We start from the raw sequence: 22,905 nt of genomic DNA, 5'->3' as shown, positions 1-22,905 counted from the left end.
TATAAAGTAAAGAGCCGTGCACTAGCACGGCTCTTTACTTTATATGTCGAAGTGTCAATATTTCTTGGGAAATGCGGAAGGCCTTGTCGATATATAGGGAAGACATTAGAGCGCTTCTTGGCATTTCCGGATTTGAACTAATAATGTTTCATAATTGTAAACCTTCACACTAATGTGAAGGTCAACTCTGTTTTTTCGCAAAAGAGTCTACATGATTTAAAAATACTTGAATAGCTTTAGATGGGATAAAATATTTGCCGCGCACGATGGAGAATGGACGGATGAGTTGTTCGTCTGGAACTTCGACGTGGAATAGTTCTTTTGCCAGTAGCTCTTTCCGTACAGTCCAATCAGAAAGGATAGCGATGCCAAGCCCGGCAGCGACGGCTTCTTTCACGCTTTGGATACTACTGAATGTAAAGAATCGTTTCATTTTTAAATGGTGTTGATGAATAAAACGATCGCTATAAGCACGTGTACCAGAGCCACTTTCTCTTAATACCCATACTTGATCTTGGAGTGAGCTTTCATTTATTTCATTTGTGCGGAGCAGTGTATGATTTGGCGGAACGACGAGCTTCATTTCATCTTGCATAAATGTTTCAACGTCAACGTCGGCGTATATGACTTGCCCTTCCACTAAGCCGATATCGATTTGATTAGAGCGAAGACTTTGTAAGACGTCTTCTGTATTTGAGATAAAGGTATGAACTTCGACGTGTGGATTTTCATTTGCATAGTTAGCCAGTATTTTTGGGAGTAAGTATTCGCCAATTGTAAAACTAGCACCGATACGAAGAGTTCCTGTTACAACGTTATGTAGCTCGTTAATTTCTTGTTTCGCATCTTTGTAAAGAGAGAGCATTTGCTTTGCATGTATATATAATATGTTTCCAGCCTCTGTCACTTGAACGTGCTTCGGGGAGCGCTGAATAAGTGTAGTTCCAAATTCATTTTCTAAGTTGCGTATATGCATACTTACGCCAGGCTGTGAAAGGTTTAATAATTCTGCTGCACGGGAGAAGTGTTTCTGTTCCACGACAGTAACGAAAATTTTTAAAATGTCTACGTTCATGTAATGAAATCCTTTCGTTTTTCTTTCATCTTATCATAAGTATTTCTGATGATAGAGATTCAATATTGATATTAAACTTATTATAGAAACTCTCTTATAATGTAAGTAGATAGAACATGCATGTTCCAATACGATTATTGGAGTGGTACAAAGTGGAACAAACACTTGTTATACAAAAGAAGAAGCGTTTTGGATTTTCGCAAGGAATTGGGATTACACTATTAATTGCAATTGCGGCGAAATATTTAGCAGAGCTTCCTTTTTTAAATATTATGGGGCAATTAGTAATTGCTATTCTAATTGGGATGGTTTGGCGTGCGACAATTGGAGTTCCTCATGATGCAATTGCAGGGACAAACTTTGCGAGTAAGAAGTTGCTTCGCTTCGGGATCATCTTACTTGGAATGCGATTAAATCTTGTTGATATTGCGAAGGCAGGGCCGAAAGTATTGGTCATCGCAGCAGTTGTTATTACATTTACGATTTTCGTTGTATACGGACTAACGAAAGTATTTAAGGTAGAGAAGAAGCTTGGAATTTTAACAGCATGCGGGACGGCAATTTGCGGGGCGGCTGCTGTCGTGGCAATTGCACCGCAAGTGAAAGCGAAGGATGAGGAAACGGCAGTCGGCGCAGCGATTATTGCAATTTTAGGTACAATATTTACACTTATTTATACGCTATTATACCCAGTGCTTGGCTTCTCGCCGTACGGCTACGGTGTATTCTCAGGTGCGACGCTGCATGAAATCGCTCATGTCATCGCAGCTGCAGCGCCAGGAGGAAGCACGGCTGTAGACATCGCAGTTATCGTGAAGTTAACGCGCGTTGCAATGCTTGTGCCAGTAGCGATTTTAATTGGATTATGGTTTAGTAAGAGCGAAGGTAGCGAGGAAAAAAGATCGTGGCGTGACCTTCCGATTCCGTGGTTCATCTTCGGATTTTTAGCGATGAGTGCAGTGCATTCGCTCGGTATTATCCCAGAAGTTGTTGCCGGATACATTGTTGTCATTGCTTACATGCTTATCGCAATGGCAATGGCGGGGCTTGGTTTAAATGTAGAGTTTAAAACGTTCCGTAAGTTAGGGAGCAAAGCGTTCGTGGCGGGGCTGATCGGTTCGGTTTGCCTTTCTATTCTTGGATACGTTCTTGTATATGCGTTAAGGTTTATGTAGTAGGGCGGAGAAGCTGTTCCCATAGGTATTTGGGAACAGCTTTTTCTTATGATTATAGGGCTACGGATGTCGGTAAGTCGATATATTAAAAAATCGCTGATATAAATTAAATGACTCTTGTATTTTGGTAGAGAAGATGTTCAGTGAAATGCATTTCTAAAATTTGTAAAGATATCTTTACTTGAAAATGGAAAATATTTATAATTAGAGTAAAGATATCTTTACTTTTGAAGGTGGAGCCTATGGGTGTGAAAAATACAATAAAAGAGTTAAGAAAGCAAAATCATATAACGCAAGTTGAAATGGCAAAGGCGATGCAGGTGACGCGGCAGACGATTGTGGCGATTGAAAACCATCATTATAACCCGAGTCTAGAATTATCGTTAAAAATCGCTAAATATTTTGGAATGAAGGTGGAGGAAATATTTACGCTAGAGTAAGGGGAGAAAAAATAAATGATAAGTTTGAGAGATTTCAATTAGATTATACGTTTAAATATATAGGGATTGGTTTTGGTTTATTAATAAGTGTGGCATCGACGAGTGTGTTAGCAACAAGGAATAGATAGAAAAAGGGGAACTGGGATGGGATTACCGGTATTATGTGTCGCTACGGCTATTTTTGCTTTGTTTTGGGGAATGCAGAACTTCTCTCGTAATCCAGTACCAAGTATTTGTATTATGCTTGGCACTGTAGGTTTATCATATTATTTATTAGTTTCAGCTCATTATCATAAAACAGCAACGAGTGTTGTCGTTGGAGCACTTATTTTATTTTGTGGGCGCGCTGTACAAAAAGGATTATTTCCGTAAAAGCTGTTTATACGAAGAGTATAAACAGCTTTTTGTATTTTTTTAACAAAAGGATTGAAAGTGACGTTACGTCATCTTTTATAATGAAGGGGAAGAGGTGATGGTAGTGATTTCAATACAACAATTGACGAAGGAAACAGGGGTAACAGTACGTACGTTACGTTATTATGATCAAATAGATTTATTAAAGCCGAGCGGGAAAACAGAAGGTGGGCATCGTTTATATAGTGAAGCTGACGTAATACGTCTCCAACAAATTTTATTTTTAAAGGAAATGGGATTTTCATTAAAAGAGTCTGCGAATATGTTAGTAAAAGGTGAGCTTAATTTAAAGGATTCGCTTGAAAAACAACTTAGATTTGTACAGGAAGAACAAAAGAAATTCAATCGAATGGAGCGCGTTTTACAAGCAGTTGTTTATTCGGTAGATGTGGAGGGAGAGCTCGATTGGAAAGTTATGTTTGAACTGATCCAGCTTTCGAAACAGTCTTCTCGTATACGTGAAATATTTCAAAATGAAGTATTTTCAAAGGAAGAACAAAAGTTGCTTCATAATTTGCCAAATATGAGTGAAGAAGATCCGAATGTTTTAGAATGGGTGGATTTATTAAAGCAATTACGCACTTTTATGAAAGACGGTAAAGAAGCCGCAAGTGATGAGGTGCAAGGGGCAACGAAGAGATTAATGCAGAAGTGTTTAGAAATGGCCAATGGTGATGAAGCATTTTTAGATAAGTTATGGGAAGTTAGAAAATCGAAGGAAGATTCACAAAAAATGAGCATGTATCCAATCGAAGAAGAACTTTTATTATATATGGATGAAGCTTTTCGTATATATGATGAAAAGGAGAAGGATAAATGAGTATACTTGCAGAATATCGTTGGTATTTTTTAATTGGGGCAGAGATTGTATTTTGGTTATCAGCTATCGGTTTCTTTTTACTCCGTTACGGATTCCGTTTGAAGAAGGCAAGCTTTATTATGGGGATTGTACTACTCATAAATGAAGTGTTTATTTTAACTTTAGGGGTAGTGGACTATTATCAAACAGGAAAGTTCTCTAACTTTCAAATCATTACGGTAATTATTTTATTGTATGCAGTTTTCTACGGGAAAAAGGATTTGAAGAAGCTTGATATATTTGCGCAAAAGCTAGTTGCGAAATGGCGGAATGAACCAGCACCAATTATGGAAGAGTATGTAGAATTAACAGGTATGGCTTATGCGAAGCAGGAAATAAAAAATTGGATATTACATCTTGTTTTATTCGTTGTTGTGCATATTTTCTTTTTCTTTCTGTACGGTTTTGTCCCATTTGAACAATGGCATAATTGGTTAGAAACGGGGATTGTTTTAAATGAAAAAGCAAGTCGTGTTAGCCAAGTTTGGGCGATTATACTTTTAGTGGATACAGTTATTTCATTTTCATATGTTCTTTTCCCGAAGAAGGAAAAAGGAAAAGAGAAGCTACTTTCGTAGAGGAAAGTAGCTTTTTTAGTATACCAATAGTTTGTATAGGAGAGGATGACAGTAGGAAAAAGAGCTAGTTTTATATGTCTATTTGAAATGAATTAGGTTTTTAATTAGTGTGTTGTTTACTTACTGTTCATGTGGGAGAAGGTTTGATAAGGAAGGAAGTGTGCTCTCCTTCCTTTTTCTATGTATATATTGTCGAAAACTTTACCGAATATCTGTTCGTTTTTTTAGGTTTTTTATGGGCATTCGTGGTAAAATAATAATACAGATTTTTTATGAGGAGGTCGGATTTTCTTGGAACGTCAATTTGAAATTGTCTCAGCGTATTCCCCACAAGGTGATCAGCCGGTAGCTATAGAGAAGCTTGTAGAGGGAATTAATAGTGGAAAGAAAAAGCAAGTGTTGCTTGGAGCGACAGGAACGGGTAAGACATTTACGATTTCAAATGTCATTAAAGAAGTGCAGAAGCCAACACTTGTCATGGCTCATAATAAAACATTAGCAGGACAGTTATATAGTGAGTTGAAAGACTTTTTTCCGAATAATGCAGTTGAATATTTTGTTAGTTATTACGATTATTATCAGCCAGAAGCATATGTGCCGCAAACAGATACGTTTATTGAAAAAGATGCGCAAATTAATGATGAAATTGATAAATTGCGTCACTCAGCAACGTCCGCATTATTTGAACGGGACGATGTAATTATCGTTGCGAGTGTTTCGTGTATATATGGTTTAGGTTCTCCGGAAGAATACCGTGAGTTAGTTGTTTCACTTCGAGTTGGTATGGAAAAGGACCGCAATCAATTGCTTCGTGAACTTGTTGATGTACAGTATGGACGTAATGATATTGATTTCAAGCGTGGTACATTCCGTGTGCGCGGAGATGTAGTTGAAATCTTCCCGGCATCACTTGACGAGCATTGTATTCGAATTGAGTTTTTCGGTGATGAAATCGATCGTATTCGTGAAGTAAATGCGTTAACAGGTGAAGTATTAGCAGAACGTGATCATGTAGCAATCTTCCCAGCATCTCACTTCGTTACACGTGAAGAAAAGATGAAGGTCGCTATTGAAAATATAGAAAAAGAATTAGAAGAACGTTTAAAGGAATTAAATGATAATGGCAAGTTGTTAGAAGCGCAGCGTATAGAACAACGTACACGTTATGATTTAGAAATGATGCGCGAGATGGGCTTTTGTTCAGGGATTGAAAACTATTCCCGCCATTTAACACTTCGTCCAGCGGGTGCAACGCCGTATACGCTATTAGACTATTTCCCGAAAGATTTCTTAATCGTTATGGATGAGTCACACGTATCAGTACCGCAAGTAAGAGCGATGTATAACGGGGACCAAGCACGTAAACAAGTGCTTGTAGATCATGGATTCCGTCTGCCATCAGCTTTAGATAATAGACCGCTTACGTTTGATGAGTTTGAGGAGAAAACGAATCAAGTGATTTACGTTTCAGCAACGCCGGGACCGTATGAGTTAGAGCAGTCGCCAGAAGTAATAGAACAAATTATTCGTCCAACAGGACTTTTAGATCCACCTATTGATATACGACCAATTGAAGGGCAAATTGACGATTTATTAGGAGAGATTCAAGATCGCATTGCCAAAAATGAACGTGTATTAATTACGACTTTAACGAAGAAGATGTCAGAGGATTTAACGGATTACTTAAAAGATGTAGGAATTAAAGTGAACTATCTTCACTCTGAAGTTAAAACGTTAGAACGTATTGAAATTATCCGTGATCTTCGCCTCGGTAAGTTTGATGTTCTTGTCGGCATTAACTTATTGCGAGAAGGATTAGATATTCCGGAAGTCTCACTTGTCGCTATTTTAGATGCTGATAAGGAAGGATTCTTACGTTCAGAGCGTTCATTAATCCAAACAATCGGTCGTGCAGCACGTAACGAAAACGGCCGCGTTATTATGTACGCAGATCGTATAACGAGATCGATGGGAATTGCAATTGAAGAAACGAAGCGTCGTCGCACTATACAAGAAGCTTACAATAAAGAGCATGGTATTACGCCGAAAACAATTCAAAAGGGCGTGCGTGATGTAATACGTGCAACGACAGTTGCTGAAGAAACAGAAACATATGAAGCAACGCCAGCTAAGAAGATGACGAAAAAAGAGCGTGAAAAAACAATTGCGAAGATGGAAGCAGAGATGAAAGAAGCAGCAAAAGCGTTAGATTTCGAGCGTGCAGCTGAATTAAGAGATTTACTATTAGAATTAAAAGCGGAAGGGTGAAAAGAGTGAGTAAGAGCAAGGATTTTATTGTTGTAAAAGGTGCTAGAGCACATAACCTAAAAAATATTGATGTAACCATTCCGAGAAATCAGCTTGTTGTTGTGACGGGATTGTCTGGTTCTGGGAAATCATCATTAGCGTTTGATACGATTTATGCAGAAGGGCAGCGCAGATACGTAGAATCGTTATCTGCGTATGCGCGTCAGTTTTTAGGACAAATGGATAAACCGGATGTAGATACGATTGAAGGATTATCACCAGCGATTTCAATTGATCAAAAAACGACGAGTCGTAATCCGCGTTCAACTGTCGGAACGGTAACGGAGATTTATGATTACTTACGTTTATTATTTGCGCGAATTGGTACGCCAATTTGTCCGAATCATGGCATTGAAATTACATCACAAACAGTGGAACAGATGGTAGATCGTGTTCTTGAATATCCTGAGCGTACGAAATTACAAGTGTTAGCCCCTATCGTTTCTGGGCGTAAAGGTGCACATGTGAAAGTGCTTGAAGATATTAAGAAGCAAGGATATGTTCGTGTACGTGTTGATGGTGAAATGCTGGATGTATCTGAAGAGATTACGTTAGATAAAAATAAGAAGCATTCTATTGAAGTTGTCATTGACCGTATTGTTGTAAAAGAAGGAATCGCAAGCCGTCTTGCAGATTCACTTGAAAGTGCATTAAAGCTTGGCGGAGGCCGTGTGTTAATCGATGTAATGGGAGAAGAGGAACTTCTATTTAGTGAACATCATGCTTGCCCGCATTGTGGTTTTTCAATTGGAGAATTAGAGCCGCGTATGTTTTCATTCAACAGTCCATTCGGAGCGTGTCCTTCTTGTGATGGACTTGGTTCAAAGCTAGAGGTAGATTTAGAACTTGTTATTCCGAACTGGGATTTATCGTTAAAGGAACATGCGATTGCGCCTTGGGAACCGACAAGCTCACAATATTACCCGCAGCTTTTACAATCTGTATGTAATCATTACGGCGTTGATATGGATGTGCCTGTGAAAAATATACCGAAAGATTTATTTGATAAAGTGTTATACGGAAGCGGTGAAGAAAAGGTTTATTTCCGCTACGTAAATGAATTTGGTCAAGTAAAGGAAAATGAGATTTTATTTGAAGGTGTTATTCCAAATATTGAACGTCGTTATCGTGAAACGAGTTCTGATTATGTTCGTGAGCAAATGGAAAAATATATGGCAGAGCAAGCTTGTCCGAAGTGTAAAGGTGGACGCTTAAAGCCTGAGAGTTTAGCTGTTTTCGTTGGCGGAAAAACGATTGCTGACGTAACGAAGTATTCTGTTCAAGAAGTACAGGAGTTCTTCTCAAATGTGGAACTAACGGAGAAACAACAAAAAATTGCGCATTTAATTTTAAGAGAAATCCAGGAGCGCGTTGGGTTCTTAGTAAACGTCGGTTTAGATTATTTAACGTTAAGTCGTGCCGCAGGAACATTATCAGGTGGTGAGGCGCAGCGTATTCGTTTAGCGACGCAAATTGGTTCTCGTCTTACTGGCGTACTTTACATTCTTGATGAACCTTCTATCGGTTTGCATCAGCGTGATAACGATCGTCTTATTCGTACATTGCAAGAAATGCGCGATTTAGGTAATACGTTAATTGTCGTTGAACATGATGAAGATACAATGATGGCAGCTGACTATTTACTTGATATTGGACCTGGTGCAGGTATTCACGGTGGACAAGTCGTATCAGCAGGTACACCGGCTGAAGTGATGCAAGATGATAATTCATTAACGGGGAAGTATTTAAGCGGTAAAGAGTTTATTCCTGTTCCACTTGAAAGACGTAAAGGTGACGGAAGGAAAGTGGAAATTGTCGGCGCAAAAGAGAATAACTTAAAGAATGCGAAGATGTCATTCCCGCTTGGTACGTTTGTAGCGGTAACAGGTGTATCTGGATCAGGTAAAAGTACGATGATTAATGAAGTACTATATAAATCGTTAGCGCAAAAGTTATATAAAGCGAAAGCGAAGCCGGGTACGCATAAAGAAATTAAAGGTCTTGAGCACTTAGATAAAGTAATCGATATTGATCAATCGCCAATCGGTCGTACACCACGTTCTAATCCAGCGACGTATACAGGTGTATTCGATGATATTCGTGATGTGTTTGCACAAACGAATGAAGCGAAAGTGCGCGGATATCAAAAAGGACGCTTCAGCTTTAATGTAAAAGGTGGACGTTGTGAAGCGTGCCGTGGTGATGGAATTATTAAAATCGAAATGCACTTCTTACCAGACGTATACGTTCCGTGTGAAGTTTGTCACGGTAAACGTTATAACCGTGAAACGTTAGAAGTGAAATATAAAGATAAAAACATTTCTGAAGTGTTAGGGATGACGATTGAAGATGGAGTAGAGTTCTTCGCTAATATCCCAAAAATTAAACGTAAACTTCAAACGCTTGTAGACGTTGGGCTTGGTTATATGAAATTAGGGCAACCAGCTACGACGTTATCTGGTGGTGAAGCGCAGCGTGTGAAATTAGCTTCTGAATTACATCGTCGTTCTACAGGACGTACGTTATACATTTTAGACGAGCCAACGACTGGTTTACATGCACATGATATCGCACGTCTTCTAGAAGTGCTGCAACGTCTTGTTGAGAGCGGTGAGACGGTACTTGTAATTGAACATAATTTAGATGTAATTAAAACAGCTGATTATATCGTTGACCTTGGACCAGAGGGTGGAGACAAAGGTGGACAAATCGTTGCTTCCGGAACGCCAGAGCAAGTAGTGAAAGAAGAGCGTTCATATACAGGTAAATATTTAAAAGAGATTTTAAATCGTGATAAAGCAAGAATGAAAGAGAAGATAAAAGAAGTAGAGCTATCACAATAAGGTATTATTAAAAACCGAGTGGCAATGACACTCGGTTTTTCGTTCATAGGGGGAGAAAATGGAGTTTGTAGATGTTTTAAGAAAGAAAAATATGAAGGTAAGAGAGTTTCAAAGTTGGGGTGTATATTTTCGAAAGCGCTGGGAGGATAACTTTGCAAACCATGTAAGTGATGAAGAAAAAGAAGACATTTTTCTTTATGGAGATAAGTATGGATGTGGGTATCTTTGGCACATATTTAGTTATGAGAAAAAGAAGTGTTTAGAGGGTGAAGAAGCGGAGAACGCGTTTCATAATGAAGGGAAAAAGGATTGCTATATATTCTATCAACATTGTGATGATGTACTGCTAATAAAAGATGCGAGTTCATTACATCTGAATGATATATTGTGTGAGACGGATGATATGTATAAAGGCGATATCTATATTGTAGGTAAAGAGTTCACTTGGACTTTTGTAAAAACGCATGAACATAGATGGTGTGGCCCATATTTCACAAAGAGATGTTGGTAGGTATACAAGCAGGAAGAGTAGAATAAGTTGATATAAGTGTTTGTATGATACTTGCGTTTCTTATCTATTAGCGTATGATGAAATATATATGTCAAAAGGATGTGTAAGAAAATGAGATGGATTGTATCACTTCTTGTAAATAGCGTTGTGTTAATCGCTGTATCGGGACTTTTAAAAGGGATTGCACCAGACGCGTTTTACGTAGCAAATATACAAACTGCAATTATTGCGAGTATTATTTTGGCTGTTTTAAATGTGTTTGTAAAACCGTTTTTAATTTTAATTACGCTACCCATTACTGTTGTAACTTTTGGTTTCTTCTTAATTGTAATTAATGCGATTACGTTAAAAATAGCAGATTCATTATTAGGAGATGCATTTAATATATCGGGATTTGGTGTAGCGATTGTTGCGGCAATTTGTATTTCAATCTTTAATATGATTATTGAAAAAGCAATTGTGGAACCTCTATATGAAAAAAAGAGAAAATGACAAAAAGAAAAACATTTCATGCTGTGTATGAAATGTTTTTTTCTATTTATTAGAAACCGTATTTCTTGTTTCCAGAAAAAAATGGTACAATATCCGGTAGAATGGAATTTTACATCAAATGAGACTGAACCCGCAGCGGAGTGGAGGTTTATACATATGCCGAAAGTAAGGACAAAAGATTTAATTGAACAATTTCAATTGGAGTTAATAAGTGGTGAAGAAGGAATTCATCGTCCAATTGATACAAGTGATTTATCACGACCTGGAATTGAAATGGCAGGATTTTTTACATATTATCCAGCTGATCGCGTGCAGCTTCTTGGAAAGACGGAGCTTACATTCTTTGACACGTTAACGACAGAGCAAAAACAAGAGAGAATGAAAGCGCTTTGTACTGAGGAGACGCCATGTATTATTGTAACTCGTAATCAAGATGTACCAGATGAGTTATTGCAAGCATCACGTGAATCAGGCATGCCTTTATTACGTTCTGCTCAAACGACAACAAGATTATCAAGTCGTTTAACAAATTATTTAGAAGGTAAGTTAGCACCTACAACAGCTGTACATGGTGTGTTAGTAGATATTTACGGCGTTGGTGTTTTAATTACAGGTCAAAGTGGTGTCGGTAAAAGTGAGACAGCTCTTGAGCTTGTAAAACGTGGTCACCGTCTTGTTGCGGATGATAGTGTAGAAATTCGCCAAGAAGATGAAGACACATTAGTAGGAAGCTCACCAGATTTAATTGAGCATTTATTAGAAATTCGTGGTCTAGGTATCATTAACGTTATGACGTTATTCGGTGCAGGGGCAGTGCGAAATTATAAGCGTATTACACTTGTTATTAATCTTGAAATTTGGGATCAAAAGAAAAATTATGATCGCTTAGGTCTTGATGAAGAGAAGATGAAGATTATTGATACAGAACTTACGAAGATTACACTTCCAGTTCGCCCTGGTCGAAACTTGGCTGTTATTATTGAAGTGGCAGCGATGAACTTCCGTTTAAAACGTATGGGAGTCAATGCAGCTCAGCAGTTCTCTGAACGATTAATGAGTGCGATTGAGTTAGGAAATCAGGAGTAAACTTTGGAGAGGGAGGTCATACATATGCTGCTAGGTTCTGTACCACAGCTTGACCGTGTAGCTATCCAACTTGGGCCGTTTCCTGTTTATTGGTACGGGATTATTATCGGTACAGGTGTGCTATTAGGTCTTTGGCTAGCAACTCGCGAGGGAGAAAGGCTAGGTATTCCAAAAGATACATTTGTTGACCTTGTATTAATTGCAGTACCGATCGCTATTCTATTTGCGAGGATGTACTATGTTATTTTTGAATGGGAATATTACGCGCAAAACCCGAGTCAAATTATTAATATTCGTCAAGGTGGATTGGCGATTCATGGTGGTTTAATCGGGGCTGTTATTACAGGGATTCTTTTTGCGAAACGCCGCGGGGTTTCATTCTGGAAGTTGGCTGATATTGCTGCGCCAAGTATTTTATTAGGACAAGCAATTGGTCGATGGGGAAACTTTATGAACCAAGAGGCACATGGTGATGAAGTAACGAGACAGTTTTTAGAAGGTCTTCATTTACCGGATTTCATTATTAATCAAATGTACATTGATGGTGTGTATTACCACCCGACGTTTTTATATGAATCATTATGGAATTTTGCGGGAGTAATTCTATTACTTGCATTACGCAAAGTAAACTTACGCCGTGGTGAATTATTCTTCACATATTTAATTTGGTATTCAATAGGACGCTTCTTTGTAGAAGGCTTACGTACAGATAGTTTAATGCTAGGACCACTTCGTATTGCACAAGTAATGTCAATTGGACTTGTTGTTATTTCTATTATTTTCATTATTGTGAGACGAAAAATGGGGCAAGCTGATAAAAGATATTCGGAAAATTAGAGAAAAGTAGCATCTTATTATGAGATGCTGCTTCTTTCATATTCAGGAAAGCGAAAGGAGTAAGGCAATGAGAATAAATACAGTGTTATTTGATTTAGATGGAACGTTAATTAATACAAACGAACTTATTATTTCTTCTTTTTTACATGTGTTACATACATATTATCCAAATCAATATAAGCGTGAAGATGTATTGCCATTCATCGGCCCGTCTTTACATGACACTTTCAGCAAGATTGATGAACACAAGGTGGAAGAGATGATCACGTGCTATCGTCAATTTAACCATGATCATCATGATGAATTAGTAGAAGAATATGAAACTGTATATGAAACAGTTCAAGAGTTGAAGAAGCAAGGCTATAAAGTTGGGATTGTTACAACGAAAGCGAGACAAACTGTTGAAATGGGATTAAAGTTTTCGAAGCTGGATGAGTTTTTTGATGTTGTTGTGACAATCGATGATGTAGATCATGTGAAACCACATCCAGAGCCACTTCAAAAAGCGCTTCAGTTATTAGATGCGAAACCGGAAGAAGCATTGATGGTTGGGGATAACCATCATGATATTGTTGGTGGACAAAATGCGGGTACGAAAACAGCTGCGGTTTCATGGACACTGAAAGGTAGAGCGTATTTAGAGGCTTACAAGCCGGACTTTATGTTAGATAAAATGAGTGATTTACTACCGATTTTGTCTCATATGAACCATTCATAAAGGTCCAAGTAAGTTAGTAGGGGATATGTTTCTCTACTAACTTACAGTTTCACTTTTTAGTAGAGGAGCGAGCTAAGTGCGACGGACAACGCGCTATCCCGTTTCGGGAGAGAATTCATTATGGAATGTGTATAAAACAGTGTCTTTTTGGAAGGTAATGAAGAATTTTATTATTATCCAGATCGCTCGTTATACACCATTTTTATCCGTCAAGAATTGGCTGTACCGCACATTTTTACGGATGAAGGTAGGAAAGAAAACCTCGTTCGCGCTTATGGTAATGCCGGACATTATGTTCCCAGAAAAGATAACTGTGGGAGAAAATTCAATTGTTGGATATAATACAACGCTTTTAGCGCATGAATATTTAATTCGAGAATATCGACTTGGAGAGATCATCATAGGAAATGAAGTGATGATTGGAGCGAATACAACGATATTACCAGGTGTTAAGATTGGCGATGGTGCGATCGTTTCAGCTGGCACACTCGTTCATAGAGATGTACCAAGTGGCGCTTTCGTAGGTGGAAATCCAATGCGTGTTATTTATACAAAAGAAGAAATGGATGCTAGAGAAGGTTGATGCTAAAAATGTAACATTTCTCTTCTTTTTTAATGCATAAAAAGGAAATAATTGAGTATAATATACTGTTTTGTTTTTTACGGAATCGTTTATACTTATAGATAGAAGAATGTGTGAACGAAGAAAACAAAAAACTGGAGGATATATGGGGAAAAATCAAAGAATATATAAGGAGAACGGACAAGTTATCTCTTTTAATCAATTAGCGGACTTCTTTTATAAAAAAGGGATGAGGGCTTACAAAGGACAAAAATTGCAAGATGCAATTAAATATTTTCGAAGAGCGGCACAAAGTGAGAAGGAGCCGTTTATTTTATGCCAATTAGCAACAGTATTATCTGAGGCTGGTGAATATCAAGAATCGAATCAAACCTTCTTAAAGTTAGTTAGATCTAACCCTGAACTTGAACAATGCTATTATTTTATTGCAAATAACTATGCATATATGGGGCTATTTCAGCAGGCGAAAAAATATGCGGAGCGTTATTTAGAAGTGGCGGAAGAGAAGGAATTCGTTGAAGATACATTAGAATTACTTGAAATTATGGAAGAAGAAGCGATGGGTGCAGAAGAGATTGAGGATGAAGATGATTTAATTGTTATGCAGGAAGAAGCGAATCGTTATATTCGTAACGGACAATTGGAAGAAGCGATTACTACATTAGAAATTGTTACGAAAGATTATCCGGAATTTTGGTCGGGGCATAATAATTTAGCCATTGCGCATTTTCAATCTGGCAATGTAGATAAGGCACTAAAGTTAACGGAAATGATTTTAGAGAAAAATCCTGGTAATATACATGCGCTCTGTAATACGCTTATTTTTCTATATTCAATTGGAGAGCATAAACAAGTAGAAGCGTTAGCTGCTCAGTTAGTTGCAGTATATCCAATTTCATTTGAACATCGTTTAAAACTAGGAACGACACTTGCAACAATTGGTCATTTCGAGCATGCGTATAAATGGTTCAAAGTATTAAAACGTCAAGGATACGAGGGAGACGTTAGTTTCTATTATTGGTTTGCATATTCTGCTTATATGGTGAAAGATCAGCAAGTAGCGGAAAAAATGTGGCAACATGTTGTAGAATTGCACCCTGATAAAAAGGGGAAAGAGCCGTGGAATGCGATAAATTTAGCGGATGAAGGACAAAATGTGTTATTTGAAGAATTACGAAAATCATTTCAGCAAAGTGCGACGCTAGAGGAACAAATGCTAGCTTTATATTTAATGAATGAATTATCAACACCGGAGAAGGTGGGATTCTTCTTTGATGTAACGCAAGCGAAGAATGGTGTTCCAATCGTATCGCAACTTGCAAAGTATTTCTTTTTACTTAATAGCCATAAGAGCATTCCAGCTGATTTACAGCAATTTGAACAGTGCGCGCGAATTGCGGATGCTTTATACAATTATACGAAAAAAGATGATGAATTAATCGAAGAGTGTTTACAATTTTGGTTCTGTACGTTCATACGTTTATATACATCTGGAGCAGTTTTTACAAATGTATACGGTTGGTCAGCTGCGGTTGAATATATCGTACGCAGCGAACAAGGAAATAAGATGACACAGTCAGAGCTTGGAGATGTATATAATGTATCTGTAGCGACTGTTCGAAAGTATGTGCAGGCTGTTAAACGTACGCACACATAAGATAAGCAAATCATTGGGAAAAAAATGATGCTAACAGTATAATGAGGGTAACTTAATTGTGTAGGAATGAATAGGAGTGAGTGGTGTGTCAGAAGAAAAAATTTATGATGTCATTATTATTGGTGCAGGACCAGCTGGTATGACAGCTGCAGTATATACATCTCGTGCGAATTTAAGCACATTAATGCTTGAGCGCGGTATTCCAGGTGGCCAAATGGCAAACACAGAAGATGTAGAAAACTATCCAGGTTATGAGTCTATTTTAGGACCAGACTTATCAAATAAAATGTTTGAGCATGCGAAGAAATTTGGTGCTGAATATGCATACGGTGATGTGAAAGAAGTCATCGATGGTAAAGAATACAAAACAATTATTGCTGGTAAAAAAGAATATAAAGCACGTGCAATTATCGTTGCAAGCGGTGCAGAATATAAAAAAATTGGTGTGCCAGGTGAAGCTGAACTTGGCGGCCGCGGTGTATCATATTGTGCAGTATGTGACGGCGCATTCTTTAAAGGGAAAGAACTTGTAGTTATTGGCGGCGGAGATTCTGCTGTTGAAGAGGGTGTGTTCTTAACGCGCTTCGCATCAAAAGTAACGATCGTTCACCGTCGTGACACGCTTCGTGCACAGAAAATTTTACAAGATCGTGCTTTCCAAAATGAGAAAGTAGATTTCATTTGGAACCACACGATTAAAGAGATTAACGAAGCAAGTGGTAAAGTAGGAAGTGTAACACTTGTAGACGTAAACAGTGGAGAAGAGAAAGAAGTCAAAACTGACGGCGTATTCGTATACATCGGTATGTTACCATTATCAAAACCATTTGTTGAACTAGGTATTACAAATGAAAATGGTTACCTTGAAACAAATGAGCGTATGGAAACGAAAATTCCTGGTATTTTCGCAGCTGGAGATGTTCGTGAAAAAATGCTACGTCAAATTGTAACTGCAACAGGTGACGGTAGTATCGCAGCACAAAGTGCACAGCATTACGTTGAAGAATTATTAGAAGAACTAAAAACCGTATCAGAAAAATAAGGAATAACATACCTTTTGAGAAGAAAGCTACAGATAGGAGCTTTCTTCTTTTTTTGTGTGAAAATGTCAAAGTTTTGTCAAAAAATATCGGTATTATAAGCTTTCTTATTGATATACTGAACTTTACGGAAAAAATCACTATAAGAAATGAGGAATTTATTCAGTATGGAATGGCGTAATATATATCGTGGATTTTGTATGGGCGTTAGTGATTTAATTCCTGGTGTGAGCGGCGGTACAATCGCTGTTGTGTTAGGGATTTATGAACAATTGCTTGCAGCAATTAGTGGGTTCTTTAGTCGTGAATGGAAAAAACATTTAGGATTTTTAATTCCCCTTGCAGCTGGTGTGGCGACAGCGTTTTTAACGTTAAGTCACGTTATTAAATATTTACTTGCAAATCATTATGAACCGACTCAATTTTTCTTCCTCGGTTTAATTATTAGCATATTACCGATGTTAATGAGGGAAGCTGATGCAAAGTCGTCGTTTAAAGGTAAGCACATTGTTTTATTAATCGTTGCAGCAATTCTTGTTGCGATCACAGCTTTCTTTAAACCAGATAAGACAGTAGACCCAATTACAACGTTAACAATTTTAAATGCAATTGGTTTATTTTTTGCAGGGTGGATGGCTAGTATGGCTATGTTGCTTCCTGGGATTAGCGGATCATTTATTTTATTAATTATTGGTGTGTATCCGACAGCAATTAATGCTTTAACTACAATGAACTTACCTTTAATTCTAGTTATCGGTGCTGGTGTTATGGTAGGATTCGTTGTAAGTAGTAAAGGAATTAGTTTCTTATTAGATCGTTATAAAAGTATGACATTTGCGGCAATTATTGGACTTGTTATCGGTTCGATTGTGATTGTGTTCCCTGGTATGCCGACTGGTGGATTCTCAATTATAAGTTCAATTATTACCTTTATTTTAGGATTTGCGATTGTTACTTATTTCGGTAAGAAATAAGGGCTAGAGTCCCCTTGGCGATAAAAGTCGTTAAGGGGATTTTTCATGCTATTCACTGAAAGTCCAGGCATTTACATTGCTTGTTATAAAAAGCTTTTTTAAAATTGTTGAGTAGCAGTGCTTAGCGAAAGCGGGACTGGCTCCTTCGTTGTAGCAAACTGTTTTTGATAGTATAATGAAATGAGTATGCAGTGAGAAATTTGCTGCAAGTAGCTGAGGTGAAGAAACATGCAAAGAGTGACAAACTGTGTGTTAATTAGAGATAATGAAGTACTCTTACTCCAAAAACCTCGCCGGAATTGGTGGGTTGCACCAGGTGGGAAAATGGAGCGTGGGGAGACTGTAAGAGATTCCGTTGTTCGCGAGTATCGTGAAGAAACAGGTATTTATTTAAAGAACCCAGCGTTAAAGGGGGTCTTCACCTTTGTCATCCAAGAAGGTGATAAAGTTGTTTCTGAATGGATGATGTTCTCCTTTTTAGCGACAGATTTTGCAGGAGAAAACAAACTAGAGAGCGAAGAAGGCATCATTGGTTGGCATACATTTGATAAAATTGATGATTTAGCAATGGCACCAGGAGATTATCACATTATTGATTATTTAATTAAAGGAAATGGCATAATCTACGGTACATTTGTATATACCCCAGATTTTGAGTTGCTTTCATATCGATTAGATCCGAGTTAAACCGTCAAGGAGAGGATACGATGACAGAGAATAATGATATAAAAATGGTAATTATTACAGGAATGTCTGGAGCCGGAAAGACAGTAGCTTTACAAAGTTTTGAAGATTTAGGATATTTTTGTGTAGATAATTTACCACCGATGTTATTGCCAAAGTTTATTGAGCTTATGGCGGATTCAAAAGGGAAAATGAATAAAGTGGCACTTGGTATTGATTTACGTGGCCGCGAGTTTTTCGAACATTTATGGGGAGCACTTGATGATTTATCAGAACGTACATGGATTATTCCTCATATTTTATTTTTAGATGCGAAAGATAGTACGCTTGTAACTCGTTATAAAGAAACGAGACGTTCGCATCCACTTGCACCAACTGGTCTGCCGTTAAAGGGAATCGAAGCAGAGCGCAATTTATTAACAGATATGAAGGCACGAGCGAATATTGTGCTTGATACATCGGATTTAAAACCGAAAGAATTACGTGAAAAAATTGTTCACTTGTTCTCAACAGAAACTGAGCAAGCATTTCGTGTAAATGTTATGTCATTTGGATTTAAGTACGGTATTCCAATTGATGCAGATTTAGTATTTGATGTTCGTTTTTTACCAAATCCATATTACATTCCACATATGAAGCCATTAACAGGACTAGATGAAGAAGTTTCATCGTATGTGCTGAAATTTAATGAGACGCATAAGTTTTTAGAAAAATTGACGGATCTTATCACTTTCATGCTGCCTCATTATAAAAGAGAAGGTAAGAGTCAACTTGTAATTGCAATTGGATGTACAGGTGGGCAGCATCGTTCTGTTACGCTTACAGAATACCTTGGGAAACATTTGAAACCAGAGTATAGCGTTCATGTATCTCATCGTGATGTGGAGAAGAGAAAGGGCCATTAAGGGATGAAAAAAGAGAGAAAACCTAAAATTGTTATCATGGGAGGCGGTACTGGACTCTCTGTATTATTAAGAGGATTAAAACAATATCCAGTTGATATTACAGCAGTTGTTACAATCGCTGATGATGGTGGCAGTTCAGGTAGATTACGTGATGAGCTAGAAATTCCGCCTCCAGGTGACATTCGTAACGTACTTGTTGCGTTATCAGATGTAGAGCCACTGGTGGAAGCTTTATTTCAGCACCGTTTCACAACGGGAGACGGACTGAAAGGTCATGCGTTAGGAAATTTATTGTTGGCAGGTATGACCTCGATTACAGGAGACTTTTTCCATGCAATTACGGAAACGAGCAAAGTGTTAAATGTTAGAGGACGTGTATTACCGGCAGCGAATCAAAGTGCAGTACTGCATGCGGAACTAGAAGATGGAGAAATTGTAACAGGTGAATCAAAGATTCCTTATTACGGGAAGAAGATTAACCGTGTCTTTTTAACTCCAGAAGATGTAGAGCCGTTACATGAAACGTTGACTGAGATTAAACGAGCTGATTTACTTGTTTTCGGTCCAGGAAGTTTGTATACGAGTATATTACCGAATTTAGTTGTTAACAAAATCGGGGACGCTGTTCTTGCTGCAAAAGCGAAGAAGGTATATGTGTGTAATGTTATGACGCAAGCTGGTGAAACGATGGGATATACTGCGTTTGACCATGTGCAGGCGTTACATGACCATTTAGGTAAACCATTTATCGATACTGCAATTGTAAATAACCGTGATATTCCTTGTGAATTACGTCAGTTATATGAGGAAGAAATGTCAGCACCAGTTGTAGTGGACGAAGAACGTTTTACTGAAAACAATATTGATGTTATTCAAGATCAATTAGCGAAGTATGATGACCGTGTTGTAAGACACGATACATTAAAACTAGCTTCTATTTTATATTCACTGTTGTAGATGTGCGTTGCCTCATTTGAGGTAACGCTCCTCATTTCATATAGGACAAGATTTTTGTTCCACAATAATCGTATAAGGAGGTGTTGGCTGTGTCATTTGCATCAGAAACAAAGAAAGAGTTGACGAATTTAGAGGTGAAGGAATGCTGTGAGAAAGCAGAATTATCAGCGTTACTTCGCATGAACGGATCGCTTTCTTTTTCAAATCGTCGTCTATCTATCGATATTCAAACAGAGAATGCAGCAATTGCAAGAAGGATTTATACGCTTTTGAAAAAAGGATATGACGTGACGGTAGAATTACTTGTTCGTAAAAAAATGCGATTGAAGAAAAATAACGTATATATCGTAAGACTCGTTGAGAAATCTCGCGAAATATTAGCTGATCTTCATATCGTGCGAGATGACTTTTCATTCATTCGAAATATATCGCAAGAATTAATTGAGAAGAAATGTTGTAAACGATCGTATTTACGCGGTGCATTTTTAGCAGGTGGTTCAGTAAATAACCCAGAAACATCATCTTATCATTTAGAGATCTTTTCGTTATATAAGGAACATAATGATGCTATATGTGAATTGATGAACGGATTTGATTTAAATAGTAAGACGTTGGAAAGAAGAAAAGGGTACATTACGTATTTGAAAGAAGCAGAAAAAATTACAGAGTTTTTAAATATTATAGGTGCTCATAATGCGCTTTTAAGATTTGAAGACATTCGAATCGTACGTGATATGCGTAACTCTGTAAATCGTTTAGTGAATTGCGAAACAGCTAATTTAAATAAAACAATTGGTGCAGCGCTAAGGCAGATTGAAAATATCCGCTACATTGATGAGACGGTTGGTCTTGATGTATTGCCAGATAAACTACGAGAAATTGCGCAACTACGAAGAGATTATCAAGATGTAACATTGAAAGAGTTAGGTGAGATGGTATCCGGGGGGAAAATTAGTAAATCGGGTATTAATCATCGTTTGCGTAAAATTGATGATATTGCAGAGAAATTACGCGCGGGGGAAACGGTAGCAAAAAAATAAGAGGGTAAAGGGGAAATGGAGCTGTGGTTCAAAAAAGAGTTCAGGTTTCATTAAAAAACGGTTTACAAGCACGTCCGGCTGCGTTGTTTGTACAAGAGGCAAATCGTTTTCATGCGGATATCTTCATTGAGAAAGATGGAAAGACAGTAAATGCAAAGAGCATAATGGGGATTATGAGCTTAGCAATTGGCACTGGTAGCATGATAACAATTACAACAGAAGGTTCAGATGCAGAAGAAGCTTTAGAAGCATTAGCTGCATATGTACAATAAGAAGCTATCGCGCGCGTGCGATAGCTTCTTTGTTGTTTTGGGCTTGTTGTTTGTTTGTGGGGGTATGTAGGGGTGCGTGCTTGTCGAGAATTGTCGGTAAGTCGATAAGTTGTGTGGAATCGTTGATATATTTAGGCGAATACTAGTTGGGGTATACGAGTGCTGCGGCCCCACTATAAAAAAAGCGCCCTGTAATAGGGCGCTTTCGCTTTTAGTGTATCTAGCTCCAGCTGCTAGCTCTTCGTGTCTAAGAACCTTCCGCATAAGAAGGCAAAAAGCGCCTTTTATGCGAAAGAACCTTAGCTAGTCAGAGCTGAACGAGCCGCTTCCGCTTTTAGTTATATCTAGCTCCAGCGGCTAGAATGGTCGGTGGCTTCGCTTCTTCCGACGAGGTAAAAAGCACCTCTTTGTCAGAAGCTCCATCCTCCTCCCATTCTGAACGAGCCGCTTCTGCTTTTAGTTATATCTAGCTCCAGCGGCTAGAATCTCCGGTCGCTTCGCCCCTTCATTCGAGGCAAAAAGCGCCTCGGAATCAGGGGCTCCATCGCCCTGCAATTCTGAACGAGCCGCTTTCGCTTTTAGTTATTAACGATTTGTAAAGATCTTATCGATTAAACCGTATTCTAAAGCTTTTTCTGCTGTCATGAAGTTGTCGCGGTCTGTGTCGCGTTGTAATACTTCAAGTGGTTGACCTGTGCGGTCAGCAAGAATTTGGTTTAGTTTTTCACGTAAGAATAGGATACGTTTAGCAGCGATTTCGATTTCAGTCGCTTGACCTTGTGCTCCACCAAGTGGTTGGTGAATCATTACTTCACTGTTTGGAAGTGCATAACGTTTTCCTTTTTCACCTGCTGCAAGTAAGAATGCACCCATAGATGCAGCCATACCGATACAGATTGTTGATACTTGTGGTTTAATAAACTGCATTGTATCGTAAATTGCCATACCTGCTGTGATAGAGCCACCAGGGCTGTTGATGTAGATGTGAATATCTTTTTCTGGATCTTGAGATTCCAAGAATAAAAGCTGGGAAACGATTGAGTTAGCTACGTTGTCATCAATTGCGCTACCAAGCATAATGATGCGGTCTTTTAATAGTCGAGAGTAAATATCGTAAGCGCGTTCTCCACGATTTGTTTGTTCAATTACTGTAGGAATTAAATTCATCTGTTATTTCCTCCTTCTAAAGCTTTCTTAGTCTTATAATACAATTATGGTCAATAAAGGTCAAACGAAACCACTTTAAATCAAAAAAATATGTAGTTGTACCATGAAATATTCGCTATGTTTTTGAAATTCCCTGCTTATGTATCTTCAACATCATAACCGAATTACATAAATTTAAACGTTATAAAAACTGTAGAAAAAAAGGAAAGAACGCCTTTTTACTGAAGCGTTCTTCCGATATTTATCCCGCTTTAATGGGCAGTAAGATCCCCACCTCAAAATTCAGCGAAA

At 38.0% G+C, this 22,905-nt stretch carries 23 protein-coding genes and 1 pseudogene; 22 read left to right on the top strand and 2 right to left on the bottom strand.

Features of this window, described 5'->3' with window-relative positions:
• Nucleotides 1-181: 181 nt before the first annotated feature.
• Nucleotides 182-1,075, bottom strand: a complete 894-nt coding sequence (locus COL05_RS14530) for a LysR family transcriptional regulator (RefSeq protein ID WP_098669128.1) — start codon at nucleotides 1,073-1,075, stop codon at nucleotides 182-184.
• Nucleotides 1,076-1,227: 152 nt separating this feature from the next.
• Between COL05_RS14530 and COL05_RS14525 the strand changes: the two genes are divergently transcribed.
• The 22 genes and pseudogenes from COL05_RS14525 to COL05_RS14425 all read left to right on the top strand — a co-directional run bounded on the left by COL05_RS14525 (nucleotide 1,228) and on the right by COL05_RS14425 (nucleotide 21,447).
• Nucleotides 1,228-2,250, top strand: coding sequence for a YeiH family protein (locus tag COL05_RS14525; RefSeq protein WP_142337503.1), 1,023 nt, complete (start codon nucleotides 1,228-1,230; stop codon nucleotides 2,248-2,250).
• 242 nt (nucleotides 2,251-2,492) lie between these two features.
• On the top strand, nucleotides 2,493-2,690 hold the full coding sequence (locus COL05_RS14520) for a helix-turn-helix transcriptional regulator (protein WP_002143740.1): 198 nt from the start codon (nucleotides 2,493-2,495) through the stop codon (nucleotides 2,688-2,690).
• A 56-nt stretch (nucleotides 2,691-2,746) separates the two neighbouring features.
• A pseudogene (locus COL05_RS32330) lies at nucleotides 2,747-2,818 on the top strand (ATPase); the annotation flags it as partial.
• Between the two features lie 16 nt (nucleotides 2,819-2,834).
• The gene (locus tag COL05_RS14515) at nucleotides 2,835-3,062 is read left to right on the top strand and encodes a hypothetical protein (RefSeq protein ID WP_000524124.1); all 228 of its coding nucleotides are present in this window, start codon (nucleotides 2,835-2,837) and stop codon (nucleotides 3,060-3,062) included.
• Between the two features lie 100 nt (nucleotides 3,063-3,162).
• On the top strand, nucleotides 3,163-3,924 hold the full coding sequence (locus COL05_RS14510) for a MerR family transcriptional regulator (RefSeq protein ID WP_142337501.1): 762 nt from the start codon (nucleotides 3,163-3,165) through the stop codon (nucleotides 3,922-3,924).
• On the top strand, nucleotides 3,921-4,541 hold the full coding sequence (locus COL05_RS14505; protein ID WP_098669125.1) for a hypothetical protein: 621 nt from the start codon (nucleotides 3,921-3,923) through the stop codon (nucleotides 4,539-4,541). The genes COL05_RS14510 and COL05_RS14505 overlap by 4 nt, the downstream gene beginning before the upstream one ends.
• 291 nt (nucleotides 4,542-4,832) lie before the next feature.
• Nucleotides 4,833-6,809 carry an excinuclease ABC subunit B gene (gene uvrB, locus COL05_RS14500; protein ID WP_098669124.1) on the top strand — a complete coding sequence of 659 codons (1,977 nt, stop codon included), beginning with the start codon at nucleotides 4,833-4,835 and terminating at the stop codon, nucleotides 6,807-6,809.
• A 5-nt stretch (nucleotides 6,810-6,814) separates the two neighbouring features.
• Nucleotides 6,815-9,691: an excinuclease ABC subunit UvrA gene (gene uvrA, locus COL05_RS14495; protein WP_098669123.1), complete on the top strand. Its 2,877-nt coding sequence runs from the start codon at nucleotides 6,815-6,817 to the stop codon at nucleotides 9,689-9,691.
• Nucleotides 9,692-9,749: 58 nt separating this feature from the next.
• Entirely contained in the window at nucleotides 9,750-10,202 is a 453-nt protein-coding gene (locus tag COL05_RS14490) for a DUF4275 family protein (protein ID WP_098669122.1), read from the top strand.
• A 111-nt stretch (nucleotides 10,203-10,313) separates the two neighbouring features.
• Nucleotides 10,314-10,694 (top strand): phage holin family protein, encoded by a 381-nt coding sequence (locus tag COL05_RS14485; RefSeq protein ID WP_001267308.1) that lies wholly within the window; start codon nucleotides 10,314-10,316, stop codon nucleotides 10,692-10,694.
• 156 nt (nucleotides 10,695-10,850) lie between these two features.
• Nucleotides 10,851-11,780 (top strand): HPr(Ser) kinase/phosphatase, encoded by a 930-nt coding sequence (gene hprK / locus COL05_RS14480; RefSeq protein ID WP_048528164.1) that lies wholly within the window; start codon nucleotides 10,851-10,853, stop codon nucleotides 11,778-11,780.
• A gap of 24 nt (nucleotides 11,781-11,804) precedes the next feature.
• The gene (gene lgt, locus COL05_RS14475; RefSeq protein WP_061656527.1) at nucleotides 11,805-12,617 is read left to right on the top strand and encodes a prolipoprotein diacylglyceryl transferase; all 813 of its coding nucleotides are present in this window, start codon (nucleotides 11,805-11,807) and stop codon (nucleotides 12,615-12,617) included.
• A 67-nt stretch (nucleotides 12,618-12,684) separates the two neighbouring features.
• Entirely contained in the window at nucleotides 12,685-13,335 is a 651-nt protein-coding gene (gene ppaX, locus COL05_RS14470) for a pyrophosphatase PpaX (RefSeq protein WP_098669121.1), read from the top strand.
• 76 nt (nucleotides 13,336-13,411) lie between these two features.
• Nucleotides 13,412-13,918: an acyltransferase gene (locus COL05_RS14465; RefSeq protein WP_098669120.1), complete on the top strand. Its 507-nt coding sequence runs from the start codon at nucleotides 13,412-13,414 to the stop codon at nucleotides 13,916-13,918.
• 145 nt (nucleotides 13,919-14,063) lie between these two features.
• A complete protein-coding gene (locus COL05_RS14460; protein ID WP_098669119.1) occupies nucleotides 14,064-15,575 on the top strand; it encodes a tetratricopeptide repeat protein in 1,512 nt (503 codons plus the stop codon).
• Nucleotides 15,576-15,660: 85 nt separating this feature from the next.
• Nucleotides 15,661-16,617: a thioredoxin-disulfide reductase gene (trxB, locus tag COL05_RS14455; RefSeq protein WP_142337499.1), complete on the top strand. Its 957-nt coding sequence runs from the start codon at nucleotides 15,661-15,663 to the stop codon at nucleotides 16,615-16,617.
• A gap of 165 nt (nucleotides 16,618-16,782) precedes the next feature.
• Nucleotides 16,783-17,589 (top strand): DUF368 domain-containing protein, encoded by an 807-nt coding sequence (locus COL05_RS14450; protein ID WP_098669117.1) that lies wholly within the window; start codon nucleotides 16,783-16,785, stop codon nucleotides 17,587-17,589.
• Nucleotides 17,590-17,817: 228 nt separating this feature from the next.
• Nucleotides 17,818-18,276: an NUDIX hydrolase gene (locus COL05_RS14445; RefSeq protein ID WP_001190080.1), complete on the top strand. Its 459-nt coding sequence runs from the start codon at nucleotides 17,818-17,820 to the stop codon at nucleotides 18,274-18,276.
• Nucleotides 18,277-18,296: 20 nt separating this feature from the next.
• Nucleotides 18,297-19,178 carry an RNase adapter RapZ gene (gene rapZ / locus COL05_RS14440; protein ID WP_000138459.1) on the top strand — a complete coding sequence of 294 codons (882 nt, stop codon included), beginning with the start codon at nucleotides 18,297-18,299 and terminating at the stop codon, nucleotides 19,176-19,178.
• A gap of 3 nt (nucleotides 19,179-19,181) precedes the next feature.
• Nucleotides 19,182-20,135 (top strand): gluconeogenesis factor YvcK family protein, encoded by a 954-nt coding sequence (locus COL05_RS14435; RefSeq protein ID WP_098669116.1) that lies wholly within the window; start codon nucleotides 19,182-19,184, stop codon nucleotides 20,133-20,135.
• An 89-nt stretch (nucleotides 20,136-20,224) separates the two neighbouring features.
• Nucleotides 20,225-21,175, top strand: coding sequence for a DNA-binding protein WhiA (whiA, locus tag COL05_RS14430; RefSeq protein WP_098669115.1), 951 nt, complete (start codon nucleotides 20,225-20,227; stop codon nucleotides 21,173-21,175).
• 23 nt (nucleotides 21,176-21,198) lie between these two features.
• Nucleotides 21,199-21,447 carry an HPr family phosphocarrier protein gene (locus COL05_RS14425; protein WP_000250307.1) on the top strand — a complete coding sequence of 83 codons (249 nt, stop codon included), beginning with the start codon at nucleotides 21,199-21,201 and terminating at the stop codon, nucleotides 21,445-21,447.
• 585 nt (nucleotides 21,448-22,032) lie between these two features.
• Here the strand turns inward: COL05_RS14425 and clpP are convergent.
• Nucleotides 22,033-22,614, bottom strand: coding sequence for an ATP-dependent Clp endopeptidase proteolytic subunit ClpP (gene clpP / locus COL05_RS14420; protein ID WP_001049162.1), 582 nt, complete (start codon nucleotides 22,612-22,614; stop codon nucleotides 22,033-22,035).
• Nucleotides 22,615-22,905: the final 291 nt, after the last annotated feature.

The sequence above is a fragment of the Bacillus sp. AFS059628 genome (genome assembly GCF_002571225.1).
Classification (GTDB): Bacteria; Bacillota; Bacilli; order Bacillales; family Bacillaceae_G; genus Bacillus_A.
The sequence above is the reverse complement of the archived record's forward strand: the minus strand, read 5'-3'. Positions and strand labels throughout refer to the sequence as shown.